Raw genomic sequence first — 18,526 nt, forward strand, 5'->3', positions numbered from 1 at the left:
ACAAAATTCAGCCAAGCTTCTTCCGGAAGGCATCCGGAGTCATCCCGGTTTCCTGTTTGAATTTTTTTCCAAAATAGCTGGGGCTTTCAAAACCGCACAGCTTCGCGATCTCCTGCACCTTTTTCTCAGGAAACCGGATCAAAAGTGTACGGGCCTGGCTGATGCGGATGGTCAGGAGATATTGCATGACCGTCTGCTTCATGGTCTTTTTGAACAGGGTACATAGATATTCTTTGGACAATCCAACCACTCCTGCAAGCTCATCTAATGAAATATCTCTGCCATAATGCTGCTCCATATAGAAAATAACCGCTGTGATCAGATCATCCGCATCCACATAAGAAGAGGGATTGATCCGTGTGATGCATGAGGACAGATCCAGGAGAAATGCATAGCACTCCTTGGAATATTCCCGTGTCTTTCCGGAGCACTTTTTTTGATGGAGCTCATGGAGCCGCCGGATATGGTCAATAAAAACCTCCGGCCGGGAAAAATGGTATACTCCGGTTTCGTGCATCTGCAGGACCGTCAGGACTTCCTGGCACAAAGGACCGCCAAAACCGAAGAAATGCACGGTCCAGTCAGGAGTCAGGGCCTGATAGATATGGGAAACCCGGGGATAGATCAGAAGTCCCTGGCCTTCGGAGATGATGGAACGCTGGTTATTTACGATAAATTCACCCCGGCCATTGACGCAGTAGAACCACTGGTAACAGAGCATCCCATGAGGGCGGCGGATCGGTTCCTGGCGATGGTTGAGGCCGAACAGGTGAAGGGCCAGGGGGAGGGTGTACTGGTCTGGGGAATTGTGGATCTGGTAAATCATAGGGGCACCTCGTGATACTTGGAATGCAGTGTGGATTCTGTATACAATGACAATGTTTTAGGAGCAGCAGACTAATATTAAAATTGTTATATAAATATTATGATATTAAGATTGAGATCAAATGTCAAGCAGAGATATAATAAGGGCAGAAAAGATAGAAATAAAATATCAGGAGGACAGAACAATGAACCACATCCCGCAGATTAGAAATGACAATGGAATCCCTACATTATATGTAAAAGGGGAACCCTTCTTTGTGCTTGGCGGAGAGATCCACAATTCCAGCGCCAGCAGCCTGGAATACATGGAGCGGCATGTATGGAGCAACCTGGAAGGACTGAACCTGAATTCTCTGATCGTACCTTTATACTGGGAAACCATCGAACCGGAGGAGGGCAGATATCAGTTCGGACTTCTGGACGGGCTGATCGGACAGGCGAGAAAACGGAATATACATCTGATCTTTTTATGGTTCGGACTGTGGAAAAACAGTGAATCCATGTATGTGCCGGCATGGATGAAGCAGGATACCGCGGCTTATTTCCGGGCGGAAAAGGTAAGCGGGGAAAAGCTGGATACGATCTCACCGCTCTGCGAAGCCGCAGTGGAAAAGGATGCGCAGGCATTTTCAAAGATCATGGCCCACATCCGGGAGATTGACGAGGAGGAGTCTACGGTTATGATCATGCAGGTGGAAAATGAGATCGGCCTGCTGGGAACCGCCTGTGATTACAGCCCGGCGGCAAGAGAGGCATTTGCCCGGGAAATTCCGGCAGAGCTGGCAGGGGAGTACGGTGCTTCGGGAGACTGGAAGGCGGCTTTTGGAGCGGATGCGGAAGAATATTTTATGGCATATCATTTTGCAAAGGCCGTGGAGAAGATCACACGGGCCGGACAGAAGGAATATCCGCTTCCCTGCTATACCAACGCATGGCTGAAACAGTATCCCTGGTACGCGGGCTCTTATCCATCCGGCGGCCCCATTCGGGAGGTACACCGGATCTGGAAGCTGGCGGCGCCCTCTTTGTTCACCCTGGCGCCGGATATCTATGTGCCCTATGCTGCGGATGTGATGGATGAATATAGTTATGAGGGAAATCCGCTGTTTGTCCCGGAGGTCAGGAAAGACGCGGTGACATCGTCTTACTGCATGTATGCGTTTGGGAAACACAACGCGATCGGTTATTCACCGTTTGGGGCGGAAGAACTGGGGCTGCCGCCGGAGGCGGTGGACAGGCCGCCCATGGAGGTGATGGCCGCTTTGAATATAGATCCCTCCGCATTTGAGATCGAGGGGAGCAAGGAATATCTGAGCAGGACGTATGGCCTGATGGAACAGATGAAGCCGCTGTACCTGAAGCACCGGGGGACAAAACATCTGCAAAGCTGGTGCAGGAAGTCGGAGACAGATTATGGGGCGTTTTTTCAGTTTGAGAAGTACGACCTTGCCGTGGCGTATGCGCCCCGCATGACAGCAAAGCCGCTGGGGGCGGGAATGGTGTATGAGCTGGCAGAGAATCAGTTTTTGATTGTGGGAATGATGAGCACGCTGAAGTTCCAGGCGAAAGCCGGGGAAAATGTGAAGGTCAATTTCCTGCGGCTGGAGGAAGGGGAGATTGAAAACGGCCGGTGGAAGCCGGGGCGGATACTGAATGGAGATGAGCAGATGGCGCTGAAGCTGGGAGATATGCCGGAATGTCTGTATGTGGAATTGTACAAATATTGATTGAAAAGTGATTCAATGTAGTGATTTGTATTGCTTTTTATCAGAGTTTGCCATATAATTTAAGAAAAAAGAGAAGGTGAGAATATGGCAAATGTATCAATTCGCGTTGATGATACCGTAAAAAGGCGGGCGGAAAATATCTGTTCAGAATTAGGAATGAGTTTATCCACAGCAACAAATCTGTTTTATAAGAAGTTGATAAGCTATGGAGGAATTCCTTTTGAATTAAAGGTTGACCCCTTTTATAGTGAAGAAAATCAAAAGCATTTAGAGAACGTGATCAGCAATTATCAAAAAGGAAAAACAGAGCTTGTGCATAAGAAAATCACAGAGTTAGAAGAAATGGAGGGATGACATGATAAACCTGACATTTCTTCCGGAAGCCTGGGAAGACTATTTATATTGGCAGGGGCAGGATAAATAAAATATGGAGCCAGCTTAAAAAGCTGCCGCATTGGAGATACAGTGTTCAACCTCCGGTGCGGCAGCTTTTTTAAGCCGCAGAACAAAAATAATATATGTTTTTTTGTCACCTAAATATAAAAACAGGGAGTTCAGGACAAAAAAAACCGCGTTTTTGGTTTAAATCATAGTATTGGATGGACAAAAAAAACGATAAAATAGTATCAAGTTAAAGATAAAGAACAAAAAACAAGGAAAAGTGAGGTAAAAACTTATGGCAAATTATGAAGCACAGGTTTGTGTAATCGCAGCAGGACCATCCGGATTGTCAGCGGCAGTGCAGGCAGCGGAGGACGGAGCAGAAGTGATCGTTCTGGAGAAGGCGGCGGCAGTCGGCGGAGCGGCGAACATGGGGATGGGACCGCTGGGAATCGGAACCAGATATCAGAAGCAGAACATGCAGGACGTTTCCGTAGAAAAAGCGTTCGACATGTTTATGGAATATACACATTACAATGTAGACGCAAGACTGGTAAAACGGTATTTTGAGCAGTCGGCGGAGACTATTGAGTGGCTGGAGGACATGGGCGTGGAATTTGAAGGTGCGTTCCGCTATTTCCCGAAGTCAGAGCCTACCTGGCATATCGTAAAGACTGACACCGGCATCGGACCGAGAGCCGCTTCCTTTATGAACAAGGCATTGTATGCAAGGGCGCAGGAGCTGGGTGTGAAGGTGCTTCTGGAAACTCCGGCGAAGAAGATCATCATGGAGGACGGAAAGGTGGCAGGCGTCCTGGCGACAGACAAGGATGGAAATGAAGTTCATGTTGCATGTAAGGCTGCCATCATCTGCACCGGCGGAGCGGGCTGCAATCCGGATTTTATCAAAGAGGAAACAGGCTATATCCACGGAAAAGACATGTTCAACTTCGCAATCCCGGGCATCATGGGCGACGGCCTTAAGATGGCATGGGAGGCAGGCGCTGACAAGCTTCCGGTACGGATCGAGCAGGCTGCAAGCGTGGTAGGTGTAGAAGACCTTCCGGGAAGTGTTTCCAATATCTTTTCACAGCCCAACCTTCTGGTCAACAAATTCGGCAAGCGTTTTATGAACGAGGATCATATGCAGAATACAACCTACCTGTCCAACGCGGTTTCCCATCAGAAGGAGCGCAGCGGGTTCAGCATCGTGGATTCTTCCATCGTAAGATATTACATAAAGAACGGTGTAGACAATGTAAGCCTTGTCCGTCCGGATCCGGATGTGTCCGACTTTATTGAAGGCGTAAAGATGGCTCAGGAAAACGGAAATACCGGCCTTGTTGTGGCAGACACCATCGAAGAGCTGGCAGAGATGGCGGGGATCGACGTGGACAATCTGGTGGATACAGTGGACGAATACAACGATTACTGCGACAGCGTGGATGAGGAATTTTTCAAGCCGAAGAAATATCTGCGGCCATTGGTGAAGGCTCCTTACTACTGCGCGAAGATCTGCCCGGGCGGATATGGAACCGTAGGCGGCATCCGCATCAATGAAAACTGTGAAGCATGCGACAAGGATTTTGAGCCGGTTCCGGGACTTTACGCGGCAGGCGCGGATTCCTGCAACATTTACGACGACAGCTATATGTTCCTGCTCCCGGGAAATTCCATGGGATATGCGGTAAATACCGGGCGTATCGCGGGAATGAGCGCGGCGGAATATGTGGAAGAATAATCAGAACAGCAGCAATATGAAAAAGCAGACTGTACAAGTTTACTTGCAAAAGGCTGATTTTTCATATTGTTATTGGGCGGATAGCCCAACAACCTCAAACAGGGACTGCAAATGCAGCGGATAGTCTGCGAGCAGACGGGTTTGAGGTCTGCTGTTCGAGAGGAAAAAGGAGGATATATGAGAGAGACTGTATCAGATATTCAGAACCGCAGAAGCGTAAAAGAGTATAAAGCGGAACAGATTACAGATGAGGAACTGACAGCCGTGCTGGAAGCGGGAATGAATGCCCCTTCCGGCGGCAACAGGCAGTCCCCGGTATTTATCGCGGTGCAGAATAAAGAATGGATTCAGAAGCTTTGCAGGCTCAATGCGGAAATTGCCGGAGCGCCGGAGGGATTTGACGTGTTCTACGGAGCGCCGACCATCATACTGGTGCTGGCGGACAAGAACGCGCCCGACGCAGTACAGGACGGAAGCCTGTGCCTGGGAAATATGTTCAACGCGGCATACGCGCTTGGCCTGGGTTCCCGCTGGATCAACCGGATTCGGGAAACATTTGAAACGGAGCTGGGTAAGGAGCTTTTGAAGGAAGCCGGATACGAAGGAGAATACATCGGAGTCGGCTCCTGTATCCTTGGATATCCTGCAAACGGTTTTCCGGAGCCCATCAAACGGAAACCGGATTATTATAAGATCATCCGGTAACCTGATCATGGAGGGAAGACACAATGGAAGAAAAAAATAAAGAAGTGATCCGTAAATTTTACCAGGAATTTTTCAATGATCATATTGTAGAATCCGCAGACAAATATGTGAGGGAGGATTACATCCAGCACAATCCGGGCGTGGATCAGGGCCGGGAAGCTTTAAAGCGTGCATTCGGTGAAAAATTTGCGGAGCATCCGGAGTTTAGGCTGAATATCCAGATGATGATCGCAGAGAAGGACAAGATTGCGGTCTATCTGAAAAATGTTGATCCCCAGGGAAATACAAAATGCCGTGTGGTAGACATATACCGGCTGGAGGATGGAATGCTGGCGGAGCACTGGGACGTGCTGCAGCCCTGCGGGTGATGCGGCCCATATGTTACAGGTCACACCTTGACCAGGCGTGCCCTGTAACTCAGGCCGCCATTTAAAATTGCCTTCGGCAATGGGCGGCCTGAATACCAGCTTTTATGTGCATCCTTCCGACCAATCAGCGTGGTGATTGGTCGGGGTGTGACATGTAACGCCCATATACATAACTGTTCAAAACGGCAGCAGAGTCTGTGCGCGCCGTTTTGAATGCCATCGTATGCAGAAAAGCTGCCAGTGGCAGGTTTTCTGTAAGACGTAATTTTACCTGTACAAAAAGGAGGGGAGCAGAGGATGGAACGGAGCAGAAAAATCAGGACAGCGGTCAGCATATTTTTGATCGCATTTGCATTTGGATTGAATATCACGGGCATTTCTCCGATACTGGGAGTCTTAAATGAGAAGTACAGCGAGTACGGAACCAGCATGGTGCAGCTTCTGCAGACGCTGCCTTATCTGCTGCTGATGCTCGGCTCCCTTTTGATCGGCTGGTGGACGACGAAGGCCAGCAAGAAAAAGATTGTGCTGCTGGGGCTTTTGATCATCGGCTTCTGCGGTATTGTGCCGTTTTTCTCGGAACAGTTCTGGGTGCTGTTTTTATCCAGGCTTTTGATCGGATTCGGATTTGGAATCATGGGGCCGATGAATACGGCGATCATTTCAGAGTTATTTGAGGAGCAGGAGAGAGCGGGCTACATGGGACTGCATGTAGTCGGCATGGGAGTCGGCACCATGGCGGGCAACCTGCTGGGAGGCATACTTTCCGGAATCAGCTTCCGTTACTTTTATCTGGCATATCTCATCGCGTTTATTTCCTGGGGCGCTGTACAGTTCCTTCTGGAAGAAACGCCGCCTGTGAAAATAGAAAAGGCTTCTGAGATGAAGCTGAACGCAAAAGTGTATGCCCTTTCCTTTTCCTCATTTGCCCATACGTTGTTTATCAATGCATACAGTATGAACGTGGGGATTTATATTCTGCAGAATATCACAGAAGATACCACGGTTACCGGAGCTGTGACTACGATCAATGCCGTTTTCGCGTTAATGTGCGGCGCATTCTTTGCGAAGATTTCCGGACTGCTGAGACAGTATACGGTGGCAGCCTCGATCCTCAGCGCGGCGGCAGGGTACGGAGTGCTGCTGGTACTGCCGGGAATGGCGGGAGTTTATATCGCAAGCGCGCTCTGCGGGGTTTCCCTGAGCTGCTTTATGGCGGGGGCTTCTATGCAGATCTCGGTTTCCGTAGAACCCAACGCAGTCGCGAAGGCCAGCGGTGTGTTTTCCATCATCGGCGGTATCGGCGGGCTGATTGCCCCGGCAGTCCTGGGAAATGCGGCATCCCTCCTGCTGGGTGAAAATTCTGCGGTGAATCAGTTCCGGGTCGCATGTTTCGGTATGCTGCTGCTTGGGATTCTGATGCTGATAGCTGCAATGCGTTCCCGCGTAAAGCGAGGACAATGACACAAAAAAGGAACAGCCAGACAAACAAAGGAGTACATAATATGAAACAATATGGATTTGGTGTGGATATCGGAGGAACTACCTGCAAGATCGGTTTTTTCGACATGAGCGGAACCGTTCTGGAAAAGTGGGAAATCAAAACGAATACGGAAAACGGAGGCGCTTCGATTTTAGATGACGTGGCCGCAGAGGTTCTGGGAAAGCTCCAGGAAAAAGGGATCAAAAAAGAGGACGTCCAGGGGATCGGACTTGGGGTTCCAGGCCCGGTGGGAAGCGACGGGACGGTTTATAAATGCGTCAACCTGGGCTGGGATATTTTCAATGTGGAGACAGAGCTGTATAAGAAAACCGGCCTTCTGGTAAAGGCGGGCAACGATGCCAATGTTGCGGCCCTGGGCGAGATGTGGCAGGGCGGCGGAAAAGGCCATGAGGATGTGGTGATGATCACCCTGGGAACCGGCGTGGGCGGCGGCATCATCATAGGCGGCAGGATCGTGGCAGGCCATCACGGGGCCGGCGGAGAGATCGGACACATCCTCATGCGGGAGGATGAAACGCAAACCTGCGGATGCGGAAAGAAAGGACATCTGGAGCAGTACGCTTCCGCCACCGGGATCGTGCGGATGGCGCAGGAAAAGCTCTCCGGCGAGACGAGGGAGACAAAGCTGAATGACATCCGGCCGCTGACCGCAAAGGATATTTTTGACGCGGCGAAAGAGGGAGACACCGTGGCTTTAGAACTGACAGATCAGCTCTGCAGCATACTTGCGACGGCGATGTCAAGTATTTCCTGCGTGGCTGACCCGGAGATCTTTGTTGTGGGCGGCGGTGTATCGAAAGCAGGCGCTTTTTTAATAGAAGGAATCAAAAAACATTTTGTGGAGAAAGCGTTTCATGCCAGCGAAGGGACGGAGATCGCCCTGGCAACCCTGGGAAATGACGCGGGAATGTATGGGTGTGTGCGGCTTTTGTTTTGAGCCCGGTGAATCGTACAGGGAAAGGCTGCCGGCGGCAGACTTTTAGGTTAGATGAAGCCAATCAGGAGAAAGAGAAGGGAATTACTGGAAATTAAGAGGAGGAGATTGACATGGCAGTCATAACAATTGACGGGATCCGCCTGGAAGTATCGGACAACAAGAACGTACTGGACGCGGCCCTGGAAAACGGCATCTACATCCCCCACTTATGCCATCACAAGGACTTGAACCCGCTGGGTTCCTGCCGGATGTGCATCGTGGAGGTGGAAGGCCAGGAGGGCGTGGTGACGTCCTGTACACTGAAAGCAAAGGATGGCATGACCATCCGGACAAAGACACCGGAGATCGAGCGTCTCCGTATGCTGGCGCTGGAGCTTTTGCTGGCAGGGCATCCGGAGGACTGCTCCACCTGTCCGAAGTACGGCAACTGCGAGCTGCAGATGCTGATCCAGTATATCGGCCCCAAGACTGGAAGACTGAAACTGCGTACCAAAGGATTCAAGGCGGAGGAAGGCAATCCGCTGATCCTCCACGATATGAACCGCTGCGTGCTCTGCGGCCGCTGTGTGCGCGCCTGCAACGAGCTGCGTGGAGTCAAGGTTCTGCAGTACCAGAAGAAGGAAATGGAGACCTATGTAGGGACGCTGCATAATAAGCTTTTAAAGGACGCAGACTGCCGGTTCTGCGGCGCCTGCGCGGAAGTCTGTCCCACAGGAACCATCCGCGACAAGGTGATCAATTCGGAAGTAAAGAAAGAGGATGCGGTGGTACCGTGCCGTCACGCATGTCCGGCCCATACCGACATCCCGCGCTATATCCGCCATGTGAAAAACGGGGAATACGACGAGGCAGCTGCGGTCATCCGTGAGAAGGTGCCGTTCCCCCGTGCTTTGGGATACATCTGTACCCATGTGTGTGAGCTGGAATGCAAGAGAAAAGAAGTCAGCGAAGCGATGTCCATCAGGGATATCAAGCGGTATGCGGCGGACCATGACACCGGCTCATGCTGGAAGGGAAAAGGCAAGCAGCTTGCGGATACCGGAAAGAAGGTCTGTGTGGTGGGCGGCGGCCCGGCCGGACTGACAGCGGCATATTACCTGCGCAAGCAGGGCCATGAGGTGACCTTAAAGGAAGCGCTCCCCACGGTCGGCGGCATGATGTCTTACGGAATCCCGTCCTACCGTCTGCCCAGAGAGATCATTGCGGAGGAAGCGGCAGTGATCGAAGCGGCAGGTGTAAAGATCGAAGTGAATACAAAGGTGGAAAAGCCGGTTGACCTGCTCAAGGAATACGACGCGGTGCTGATGACCATCGGCGGACACAAAGGGGTTCGCCTTCCCATGGAAGGAAATGACCTGGAGGGCGTGGTATTGAACGCGGATTTCCTGCGCAACGCAAGCATGGGAAAAGAAACCGGCATCGGAAAGCGGATCATCGTACTGGGCGGCGGAAACGTGGCATTTGACTGTGCAAGGACGGCGAAACGTCTGGGCGCGGAGGAGATCCATCTGGCCTGCCTGGAGGCAAGGGACGTGATGACAGCCGATGATGAAGAGATCGAGCAGGCCCAGGAGGAAGGCATCTTCGTACATCCGGCGCAGACCTTTGAGCGGATCACAGGGACAGACCATGTGACCGGCGTAGACTTTATGAACGTGGAATCCTTTACCTTTGACGAGAACCGCCGTGCCATCATCCAGAAAGAAGAGGGCAGCGAGCATCATATCGAAGGCGATACGGTGATTTTCGCGGTGGGCCAGAGACCGGACATCACGGAAGAAGCCGGGCTGGAGCTGGGAAGGGCCAATTCCATTGCGGTAAAGGATATGGAAACCAATAAAGCCACCTCGGTGGAAGGCATTTTCGCGGCAGGCGATGCCATTTACGGGACAAAATCCGTGATCATGGCGATTCAGTCCGGACGGGAGGCGGCCAGTGAGGTAGACAGGTACTTAGGCGGCGACGGAGACATTTCCGAGGTGCTTGCTCCGGTACAGGAGGCAGATCCCTTCATCGGGCAGTGCCCGGGCTTCGGATACCTGGAGAAAAAGCATACACAGGTGGACGGACCGGAGAAGAGAAGCGACAATTTCAATTTGTTTGACCACGGGATCTGCGATGGGGATATCTGTGCGGAGGCGGGGCGCTGCCTGCAGTGCGACCTGCGCCTGAAGATTTCCAAACCGAGCCTGTGGGGCGATTTTTCAGAGAGTAAGGAGGCGTAGAGTGATGGGTGCTTTGGAACATGCAAAAACAATGAGCAGGGAAGACGTGCTGAAAAAGATCGCGGCGCTTGAGATCCAGGAATCCGGAATCCATGCCGGCCCCCTTACCGCCCATTTCGACGCGGCCCTTGCGGAAAACGCGGAGGAGGGAACGGACCTTGCGGCTGTCGCTGCGCTGAACAACGCAGACACAGACCAGGTGCTGCTGGAAGTGCTGAAAAATGACCCGGAGAAGATTTTTGAAGGGCTGGCCATCGCAGCCTATGCCCTGGGTACAGAGAAGACGGTATTGTATGTGCCGGAGGCGGAGACTGCACTGGCAGAATCCCTGGCGGATACGGCGGCAAAATACCAGACAGAGGTGAAGGCGGAATTTTTGAATATCCGTGAAAATAAAGGAAATGCTCTGATCCACATCGTGACCTGCGCAGACCTGGCGGATGCATTTTCGGATGCTTATACGCCCGGCGTGTATGTGTCGGTCAACGGCGGGGAAGTGAAGAAGGTGGCTGCAGATACGAAGATCGCGGATCTGGCGGACACGGAAGGGGCGAAGGCGCTGCTTCTGGGATATCGGCTCCACCAGCCGGAGGATGCGCAATTGACCGCGGCGGAGGCCGGGATCGCAAACGGCGTGGTCCGGGTGCTGACAGAGAAGGACTGTATCGTGGCGGAGACGGAGAAAAAGCTGACCGCCTCCAGGAAGCAGAGCTGCGGAAAATGCGTGTTCTGCCGGGAAGGGCTGATCCAACTGCAGTATATGCAGAAGGAGACTGCGGAAGGCAGAGGAAAGATGGAATTTCTGGATCTGACCAAAGAGATCGGGGAGGCCATGTGCTGCTCCACGCCCTGCAGCATGGGGCAGGTATCCGCGGAGATCGCGTTGACGGCCACGGAGCTGTTCGGCAAGGAATATGAGGCGCATATCAAGAAGAAAAACTGCCCGGCGGGCGTGTGCGCTTCGTTTGTCAATATTTACATTGATCCCAAGCTGTGCAGCGGGTGTGAGGAATGTGTGGATGTATGTCCGAAGGATTGTATCGAAGGAAAGGCAAAATATATCCATATGATCGATGACTTTGACTGTACCAAGTGCGGGAAATGTATGGAAGTATGTCCGGAGGACGCGATTGTGCAGACTACCGGCAAGGTACCGAAGCTGCCGAACAGGCTGACGAAGGTTGGGAAGTTCAAGAAGTATTAAAGCGTTTAAGACTTTACATGAAAATTGCCTTTTGATATAATGAGAATATCACAAGACGGTATTTTCATTATGGAAGGGAGGCGGTTCTATGCCAAATTCTGTTGAGATTGCTAAAGACGCGGTTGAACAGTTTCAAAAAGTTCAACGGCATATGTTAATAGCGAAAGAAGAAAATGCTGAGAAAACATATGCAAGTTTAAAAAAAGATTATTTATCTTTAAAAGCTATTTTGCAGGTAGCGGGTGTCAATCTGACAGATATTGATGAAATAAAAGAGTAACTATAAATCAGGATGCCCTGCAGCTTGCTGCGGGGCATTTGGCTTAGGGACTGTGGAAAAACGGGAGGTGCATTTATGTCCAGGACAGTTGGGATCGGTCACCAGGATTTTGAAAAATTGATCAGAAAGAATAATTTTTATGTGGACAAAACAAAGTTTATTAAAGAATGGTGGGAAAACGATGATGATGTCACCTTGATCACCCGCCCCAGACGTTTCGGGAAAACGCTGAACCTGAGTATGGTGGAGCATTTCTTCTCTGTAGAATATACCCAGAGATCCTTGCTTGCGTCACACCCCGGCGGGGCGGACGGGACGGCCATCCGGATGGATTCCGACTCCGAAGCAGATCTGCCCCATACCGATAGAAACAGTTTGTTCCATGGGCTTGCGATCTGGGAAGAGGAAACGTACCGGAGGCTGCAGGGAACCTGGCCGGTGATCTTCTTAAGTTTTGCAAAGGTGAAAGAAAGATCCTTTCAGAATGCAAGGAAGAAGATCTGCCAGCTTATTACTAATCTATATAATCGATATGATTTTTTGCTGGAAAGCGGATTATTAAATGAGAAGGAAAAAAGCATTTACCATGAAGTAAATGCTGACATGGAAGATTATCTCGCATCCGAAGCGCTGTCCAATCTTTCCGATTATCTGATGCGCTATTACGGAAAAAAGGTCATCATTCTTTTGGATGAATACGACACGCCCATGCAGGAAGCCTATGTGGGCGGATATTGGGATGAGCTGATTTCTTTTATGAGAAATCTGTTCCATTCTACATTTAAGTCTAACCCTTATCTGGAACGGGCGTTGATGACGGGGATCACGCGGGTCAGCAAGGAATCTGTTTTTTCTGATCTGAACAATTTAGAGGTAGTGACTACGACTTCCGAAAAATACGAGGATTCCTTCGGTTTCACGCAGGAGGAGGTATGGGAAGCCCTGAAAGAATACGGTCTGTATGAGCAGAGGGAACAGGTGCGGCACTGGTATGACGGCTTTACCTTTGGTAACAAGTCAGACATCTACAATCCCTGGTCTATCATCAATTATCTGGACAAACGCCGTTTCTCTCCATACTGGGCAAACACCAGCAGCAATGGCCTGGTGGGGAAGCTGATCCGGGAAGGGAGCCCGGATTTAAAGATCGCCATGGAGGATCTGCTTTCCGGCAGGCTGCTTCATGCACAGATTGATGAGCAGGTCGTATTCAGTATGCTGGATGCCGATGAAAATGCGGTCTGGAGCCTGCTGCTGGCAAGCGGATATCTGCGGGTAGAGGAGTTTGAGTTTTCTGACAGCGGATACCCGGAATGCGAATTAAAGCTGACCAATTGGGAAGTAACTGCGATGTTCAGGCGGATGGTGGCCGAATGGTTCAGGCAGCCCGCTTCTGCCTCCGCATATAACACGTTTATCAAAGCGCTTCTGCTGGGGGATGTGGATGCCATGAATACCTATATCAACCGGGTGGCATCCGCTTCCTTCAGTTACTTCGATACCGGCAGATATTCTTCCGAGGATGCCGAGCCGGAAAGGTTTTACCATGGCTTTGTGCTTGGACTGATCGTTGACCTGGCAGACAGGTACAGGATCACATCCAACCGTGAGAGCGGCTTCGGAAGATACGATGTGATGCTGGAGCCTCTCCGGTCTTCGGATGATGCGGTGATTATCGAATTTAAGGTTTGCAGTGCAAGAAAGAAGCAGACTCTGGAGGACGCCGCGGCAGAAGCATTAGAGCAGATCGACCGGATGCACTATGCCGCGGATCTGGAAGCGAAAGGAATCCCGCCGGAGCAAATCCGAAAATATGGGTTTGCGTTCGAAGGGAAAAAAGTTTTGATCGGATGATCTTTGGATACTCCAACCGCACAGCTGGATTTTTTTCCTGTAAAGAGACTTAACCTCAAGCACTTTGTAAATAAAAACAGAAAAGGGGCTGTTTTTTCACAGCCTCTTTAAAATGAATGATATAGATCCATACGGATCACAGATGCAGAAATCCGTTTGTCAGTTCTTTGCCGCATTTCTCTCATCCAGATCAATTCGAATCTGATCCATTTTTTTTTATCGAGATGATACCAGAACAGCGGAATCGTACATACGACCACGCAGAGCGCCGGGAGCAGGTTTACGATGGCATTGATCCCCATCTTAGTGGCCTCGGTCTGGTCTGCGCCTGCCACATATCCTACTGCGGCCAGAAGAAGCACGCCGATAGAACCGGTCAGGGCCGAGGCCAGCTTTACGCCGAAACTCATGAAGGAGTAAGTGAGGCCTTCCTCACGGATTCCATATTTCCAGTCGCCGTATTCGATACAGTCGGAAAGCATCCCGGTACAAACGTTTGCGCCTGAGCTGGTGAATCCGATGATCATGCTGACACCCACCAGAAAGACCGCGTTATTGGCCGGAACAAGGATAAAATACCGCGCCGAAAGAATCTTTTTTATGAGATACGAGTGCTTGTCCCTTGCGTTTACGATCATAATGCCTTCTTTTTTCAGATAACTGATCTGTCCCCGCAGGTGATCTGCATTTCCCCCTGCAGGCAGAAGAAAAGCTTGATATCCGTATGGGTCATATTGCCCGGCGATGAATGGGATAAAATTTTAAATTTAATGATTTCCTGCCCGTGTTTGCTGTTGTACAGGAAAATCGCTGCTGGCGGCAGGATAATTTTTGTTGAGGACTGCTTAACAAAAGATTCCAAGCAGTGTCATAATCAAAAAAACAAAAACGAAAAGTAGATGAGGGAAATTCACAATGCCGACCCGTCCTGTAAGGCTTTCGCTTACATTTTTCATCAGACGAAAGATATAGTCAACAAAAATTGTTATTTCACTACAGATAAAATAAGCCTGTATAGTTTATAGATAACAAGTAATTGGATATGTCGTTTATTCTGTTAAAAATAAAAATCGTATATAATAACTTTAATTTCCAGAAAACTTTTAAGACAGGAAAAAGGAGAAGATAGAATGGACGACTTTAAAAATACTGAAAAAGCGCCGGAGGTAAGGGCAAAGGACTTATTGGGCAGGATGACCTGGGAGGAAAAACTGGCACAGCTGCAATGTGTTATGGTCATGGATACAGAAGGAATGTCCGAATTAGCAGACAAAAAATATGGGATAGGCGAGATCATGGTGCAGTCAGCCGCGGAAGATCCTGCGAAAACGGCGGAAGTAAATCGAAAGATCATCCACCATGTGATAGAGAATAGCCGCTTTGGCATTCCGCCGATTCTGCATGCAGAGGCATTGTCCGGAGCAGTGCTCCCCGGGGCTATGGTATTTCCGTCAGCAATTGGGCTTGGGGCGACATTCCATCCTGCGGCAGTGGAGGCGATGACGGATACCATTTCACAACAGATGCGCGCCGCAGGATACCGCCAGGCATTATCCCCGGTCATGGATCTGGGAAGGGACCCCAGGTGGGGAAGAATCGGAGAAACCTATGGGGAAGACCCGGCTTTATGCGCCATGATGAGCGTGGCATTTACAAAAGGGCTGCAGGGAAAAGACAGTGAAAAAGAGGTCGCGGCGACCGGCAAGCATTTTTTGGGATACAGCTATGGCGATGGTGGCCTGAACATGTCGAGCAATCCGATCACGGAACGCGATATCCGGGAAGAATATGCGAAGCCGTTCCAGGCAGCCATTTCCGAGGCTGGATTGATGTCCGTTATGAATTCCTATGGCACTTTGGATCATGAGCTCGTCATAGGATCAGAAAAAATCCTGACGAGCCTCCTGCGGGATGAGATGAAATTTGACGGCGCGGTGGTATCCGATTATCATTCCATTGACAAACTGGTCTCACATCGTATCACAGAGGATATGACAGAGGCGGGAGTCAAGGCTTTAAAGGCCGGTCTGGATGTGGAATGTCCGATGCCGGTGGGATATACAGAAGAACTGCTGAAGTGGGTCGAGTCCGGAAAGCTGGATGGAGCTTATATTGACAGGGCAGTATTGAGGGTATTGGAATTGAAGTTTAAACTGGGACTTTTTGAAAATCCATACCCATTAGATCCGGAAATGGTCAGGAACGCATTTTATTCCCAGGAGCACGAAAGGAGAAGCCTTCAGGCAGCAAGGGAATCCATCGTAATGTTAAAAAATGAGGGTATCCTGCCGCTGGATAAACAAAAAAAGAAGGTGGCTGTGATCGGCCCGCATGCAGACAGTCCCCGGCTGCTCTTTGGATGCTATACGCTGCCTGCCGCGGTGGATATGGGATTAAGCGGAGCGCTGTCAGAGATGGCCGGTATGGAGGAAGCCGCGAAAAAGGCAGATACGGTGGAACGGGCCGATACATACGAGGGCAGTAATGTACTGCGGGAGCCAGAGATCGTCGGACAGGCTTTGGCAGGAATGTACGGACAGACAACGCCCACGATCCTTTCCTGTATCAAAGAAAAACTGGCAGATTCGGAGGTCACATATGAAAAAGGCTGCGAATATGCCGGATATGACAGAAGCGGATTTGCCCCGGCAATCCAGGCGGCAAAGGAGGCAGAGGTTGCAATCGTGACAGCAGGCGGAAAATATGGATGGGACGGCAGCTGCACCGTTGGGGAAGGGATCGACAGCGCAGGCATAGGACTGACCGGCGGACAGGCGGTTGCGAACGTGATCTTCGGCGACTATAACCCGGCGGGAAGGCTGCCGGTGACAGCAGCCAGAAACGCGGGACAGATCCCGGTCTATGCAGGACAAAAAACAGGGAATGCCTATCCGGCAGTCCGGAGTAAAATGTCACTGTGCAAATATGTAGAGGATTGTGTAGAACCATTGTATCCCTTCGGCCATGGCCTGAGCTACTCATCCTTCGTATATTCTGATCTGCATATTACGGACGGGGCTCCCTGTGACGGGGAGATAGAGGTTTCTTTGAATATCACAAATGTAAGCGATTGGGACGGAGAAGAAGTGGTACAGATTTATATCGAGGACGTTCTGACGGAAATGCTCCGGCCAAACCGGGAGTTTGCCGGATGTGACAGGATCTTTTTAAAAGCCGGGGAAACAAAGACGGTGGAATTCCGGATGAAAGCGGATCAGTTTGCATATCTGGATCAACAGATGGAGTGGTTTGTGGAGGCCGGTGAGATGAAGGTGTATGCAGGGGCATCCTCGGATGATATCCGGCTGACAGGAAAATTCAGAATCCTGGATTCCGGAAGGATAGAAGGGAATAGAAGAGGATTTTATGCCTCTGTCTTTGAAACGGGTTTCATGGATTGAAGGTGGTGGAAAAATGGAAAAAAATGATGAAAGGCTGGGCAGCGCGCCCCTGGGGAAACTGATGGTCAGTATGGCGCTGCCGGCGGTGGCTGCCCAGGTGATTAATGTGCTCTACAACATTGTGGACAGGATTTATATCGGGCATATTGCAGGCTATGGAGAGCTTGCGCTGACAGGAGTAGGCGTTACCGCCCCGATCCTGATGGTGATCTCCGCATTCAGCGCGTTTGCGGGAATGGGAGGCGCCCCTCAGGCTTCCATACAGCTTGGGAAGAAAAATTATGATAAAGCGGAAAAAATATTAGGAAGCAGCGTTGCCATGCTGCTGTTGTTTTCCGTGGTGCTGACTGTTTTTTTTCAGATCTTTAAGACCCCGGTGCTGTATGCCTTCGGGGCCAGTGACAATACCATTGTCTATGCGCGGCAGTATATCACCATTTATCTGGCAGGTACTGTTTTTGTGCAGTTTGCGCTGGGGCTCAATACCTATATCAGCGGACAGGGCAATCCGAAGGTCGCCATGCTGTCCGTACTGCTCGGCGCTGTGGTCAATATCATTCTGGATCCGATCTTCATATTCGGGCTGAATATGGGAGTCAGGGGCGCCGCCCTGGCGACGATCATTTCCCAGGCGTTAAGCGCGGCATGGGTGATTCATTTTCTGGTCTCGCCGAAAAGCGTGATCCAGATCAGGAGGAAATATATCCGTTTTGAAAAAGAAACCGTTATGGGAATCGCGTCGCTGGGAATTTCGCCGTTTATCATGCAGAGCACCGAGAGCCTGGTCATGATCGCGCTGAATACCGGATTGCAGAAATATGGCGGGGATCTGTATGTGGGCACCATGTCCATCATGTCCAGTGTGATGCAGTTCATCGTGATCCCTGTGCAGGGGATCTCCCAGGGCGTACAGCCGATCATGAGTTATAATTACGGCGCAGGCAACTTAAAGCGGGTGAAGGATACGTTTGTACGTATGGTCCTGGTGTGTCTGGGCGCAACACTTTTCCTTGCGGGGATTGCGGTCTTAAAGCCGGAATTTTATGCCGGGTTATTCAGCAGCAATGAACAGCTGACGGCGCTGACCTGCCAGTATATGCCTGTTTATTTCCTTGGGATCACGATTTTCGGCATACAGATGGGATGCCAGACCGCGTTTCTGGCGCTGGGGCAGGCGAAGGTGTCTCTGATCATTGCGCTGCTGAGAAAAATTGTGCTTTTGATCCCCCTGGCGATTCTCTTTCCGCGCTTTATGGGAGTCGTGGGGGTCTACCGGGCGGAGCCGGTTGCGGATTTTATATCGGTTGCCGTTACCATTGTTCTGTTTATTGTGACGTGGAGAAAAGTATCGGCGGAATCTTCCGATAAATAGAG

Annotated in this window: 15 protein-coding genes; 13 read left to right on the forward strand and 2 right to left on the reverse strand. The window is 50.6% G+C overall.

Going from position 1 to position 18,526, the window contains the following annotated elements:
* Positions 1 to 7: 7 nt before the first annotated feature.
* Entirely contained in the window at positions 8 to 826 is an 819-nt protein-coding gene (locus tag EBB54_RS03110) for a helix-turn-helix transcriptional regulator (RefSeq protein ID WP_125126307.1), read from the reverse strand.
* Positions 827 to 1,010: 184 nt separating this feature from the next.
* On the opposite strand from EBB54_RS03110, the gene EBB54_RS03115 reads away from it, so the two are divergent.
* From EBB54_RS03115 to EBB54_RS03165, 11 genes are all read left to right on the forward strand, one after another.
* The gene (locus tag EBB54_RS03115; RefSeq protein WP_125126308.1) at positions 1,011 to 2,552 is read left to right on the forward strand and encodes a DUF5597 domain-containing protein; all 1,542 of its coding nucleotides are present in this window, start codon (positions 1,011 to 1,013) and stop codon (positions 2,550 to 2,552) included.
* A gap of 84 nt (positions 2,553 to 2,636) precedes the next feature.
* Entirely contained in the window at positions 2,637 to 2,906 is a 270-nt protein-coding gene (locus EBB54_RS03120) for a type II toxin-antitoxin system RelB/DinJ family antitoxin (RefSeq protein ID WP_125126309.1), read from the forward strand.
* 322 nt (positions 2,907 to 3,228) lie between these two features.
* The gene (locus tag EBB54_RS03125; RefSeq protein WP_125126310.1) at positions 3,229 to 4,674 is read left to right on the forward strand and encodes an FAD-dependent oxidoreductase; all 1,446 of its coding nucleotides are present in this window, start codon (positions 3,229 to 3,231) and stop codon (positions 4,672 to 4,674) included.
* 177 nt (positions 4,675 to 4,851) lie between these two features.
* Positions 4,852 to 5,379, forward strand: a complete 528-nt coding sequence (locus EBB54_RS03130) for a nitroreductase (RefSeq protein ID WP_004082536.1) — start codon at positions 4,852 to 4,854, stop codon at positions 5,377 to 5,379.
* A 23-nt stretch (positions 5,380 to 5,402) separates the two neighbouring features.
* Entirely contained in the window at positions 5,403 to 5,747 is a 345-nt protein-coding gene (locus tag EBB54_RS03135) for a nuclear transport factor 2 family protein (RefSeq protein ID WP_125126311.1), read from the forward strand.
* Positions 5,748 to 6,044: 297 nt separating this feature from the next.
* Entirely contained in the window at positions 6,045 to 7,211 is a 1,167-nt protein-coding gene (locus EBB54_RS03140; RefSeq protein ID WP_125126312.1) for an MFS transporter, read from the forward strand.
* Positions 7,212 to 7,252: 41 nt separating this feature from the next.
* A complete protein-coding gene (locus tag EBB54_RS03145; protein WP_004082531.1) occupies positions 7,253 to 8,188 on the forward strand; it encodes an ROK family glucokinase in 936 nt (311 codons plus the stop codon).
* A 110-nt stretch (positions 8,189 to 8,298) separates the two neighbouring features.
* Positions 8,299 to 10,413, forward strand: coding sequence for an FAD-dependent oxidoreductase (locus tag EBB54_RS03150; protein WP_125126313.1), 2,115 nt, complete (start codon positions 8,299 to 8,301; stop codon positions 10,411 to 10,413).
* A gap of 4 nt (positions 10,414 to 10,417) precedes the next feature.
* A complete protein-coding gene (locus EBB54_RS03155; protein ID WP_125126314.1) occupies positions 10,418 to 11,617 on the forward strand; it encodes an NADH-ubiquinone oxidoreductase-F iron-sulfur binding region domain-containing protein in 1,200 nt (399 codons plus the stop codon).
* Positions 11,618 to 11,705: 88 nt separating this feature from the next.
* Positions 11,706 to 11,897, forward strand: coding sequence for a hypothetical protein (locus EBB54_RS03160; RefSeq protein WP_004082528.1), 192 nt, complete (start codon positions 11,706 to 11,708; stop codon positions 11,895 to 11,897).
* A gap of 75 nt (positions 11,898 to 11,972) precedes the next feature.
* Positions 11,973 to 13,751: an AAA family ATPase gene (locus EBB54_RS03165; RefSeq protein WP_125126315.1), complete on the forward strand. Its 1,779-nt coding sequence runs from the start codon at positions 11,973 to 11,975 to the stop codon at positions 13,749 to 13,751.
* 107 nt (positions 13,752 to 13,858) lie between these two features.
* Here the strand turns inward: EBB54_RS03165 and EBB54_RS03170 are convergent, their stop codons facing one another.
* Positions 13,859 to 14,389 carry an MFS transporter gene (locus tag EBB54_RS03170; RefSeq protein WP_125126316.1) on the reverse strand — a complete coding sequence of 177 codons (531 nt, stop codon included), beginning with the start codon at positions 14,387 to 14,389 and terminating at the stop codon, positions 13,859 to 13,861.
* A gap of 492 nt (positions 14,390 to 14,881) precedes the next feature.
* On the opposite strand from EBB54_RS03170, the gene EBB54_RS03175 reads away from it, so the two are divergent.
* A complete protein-coding gene (locus EBB54_RS03175; RefSeq protein WP_125126317.1) occupies positions 14,882 to 17,152 on the forward strand; it encodes a beta-glucosidase family protein in 2,271 nt (756 codons plus the stop codon).
* Positions 17,153 to 17,165: 13 nt separating this feature from the next.
* Complete coding sequence (locus EBB54_RS03180) at positions 17,166 to 18,524, forward strand: MATE family efflux transporter (protein ID WP_125126318.1); 1,359 nt, start codon at positions 17,166 to 17,168, stop codon at positions 18,522 to 18,524.
* Positions 18,525 to 18,526: the final 2 nt, after the last annotated feature.

It is taken from the genome of Schaedlerella arabinosiphila (assembly GCF_003885045.1).
Taxonomy (GTDB): domain Bacteria; phylum Bacillota; class Clostridia; order Lachnospirales; family Lachnospiraceae; genus Schaedlerella; species Schaedlerella arabinosiphila.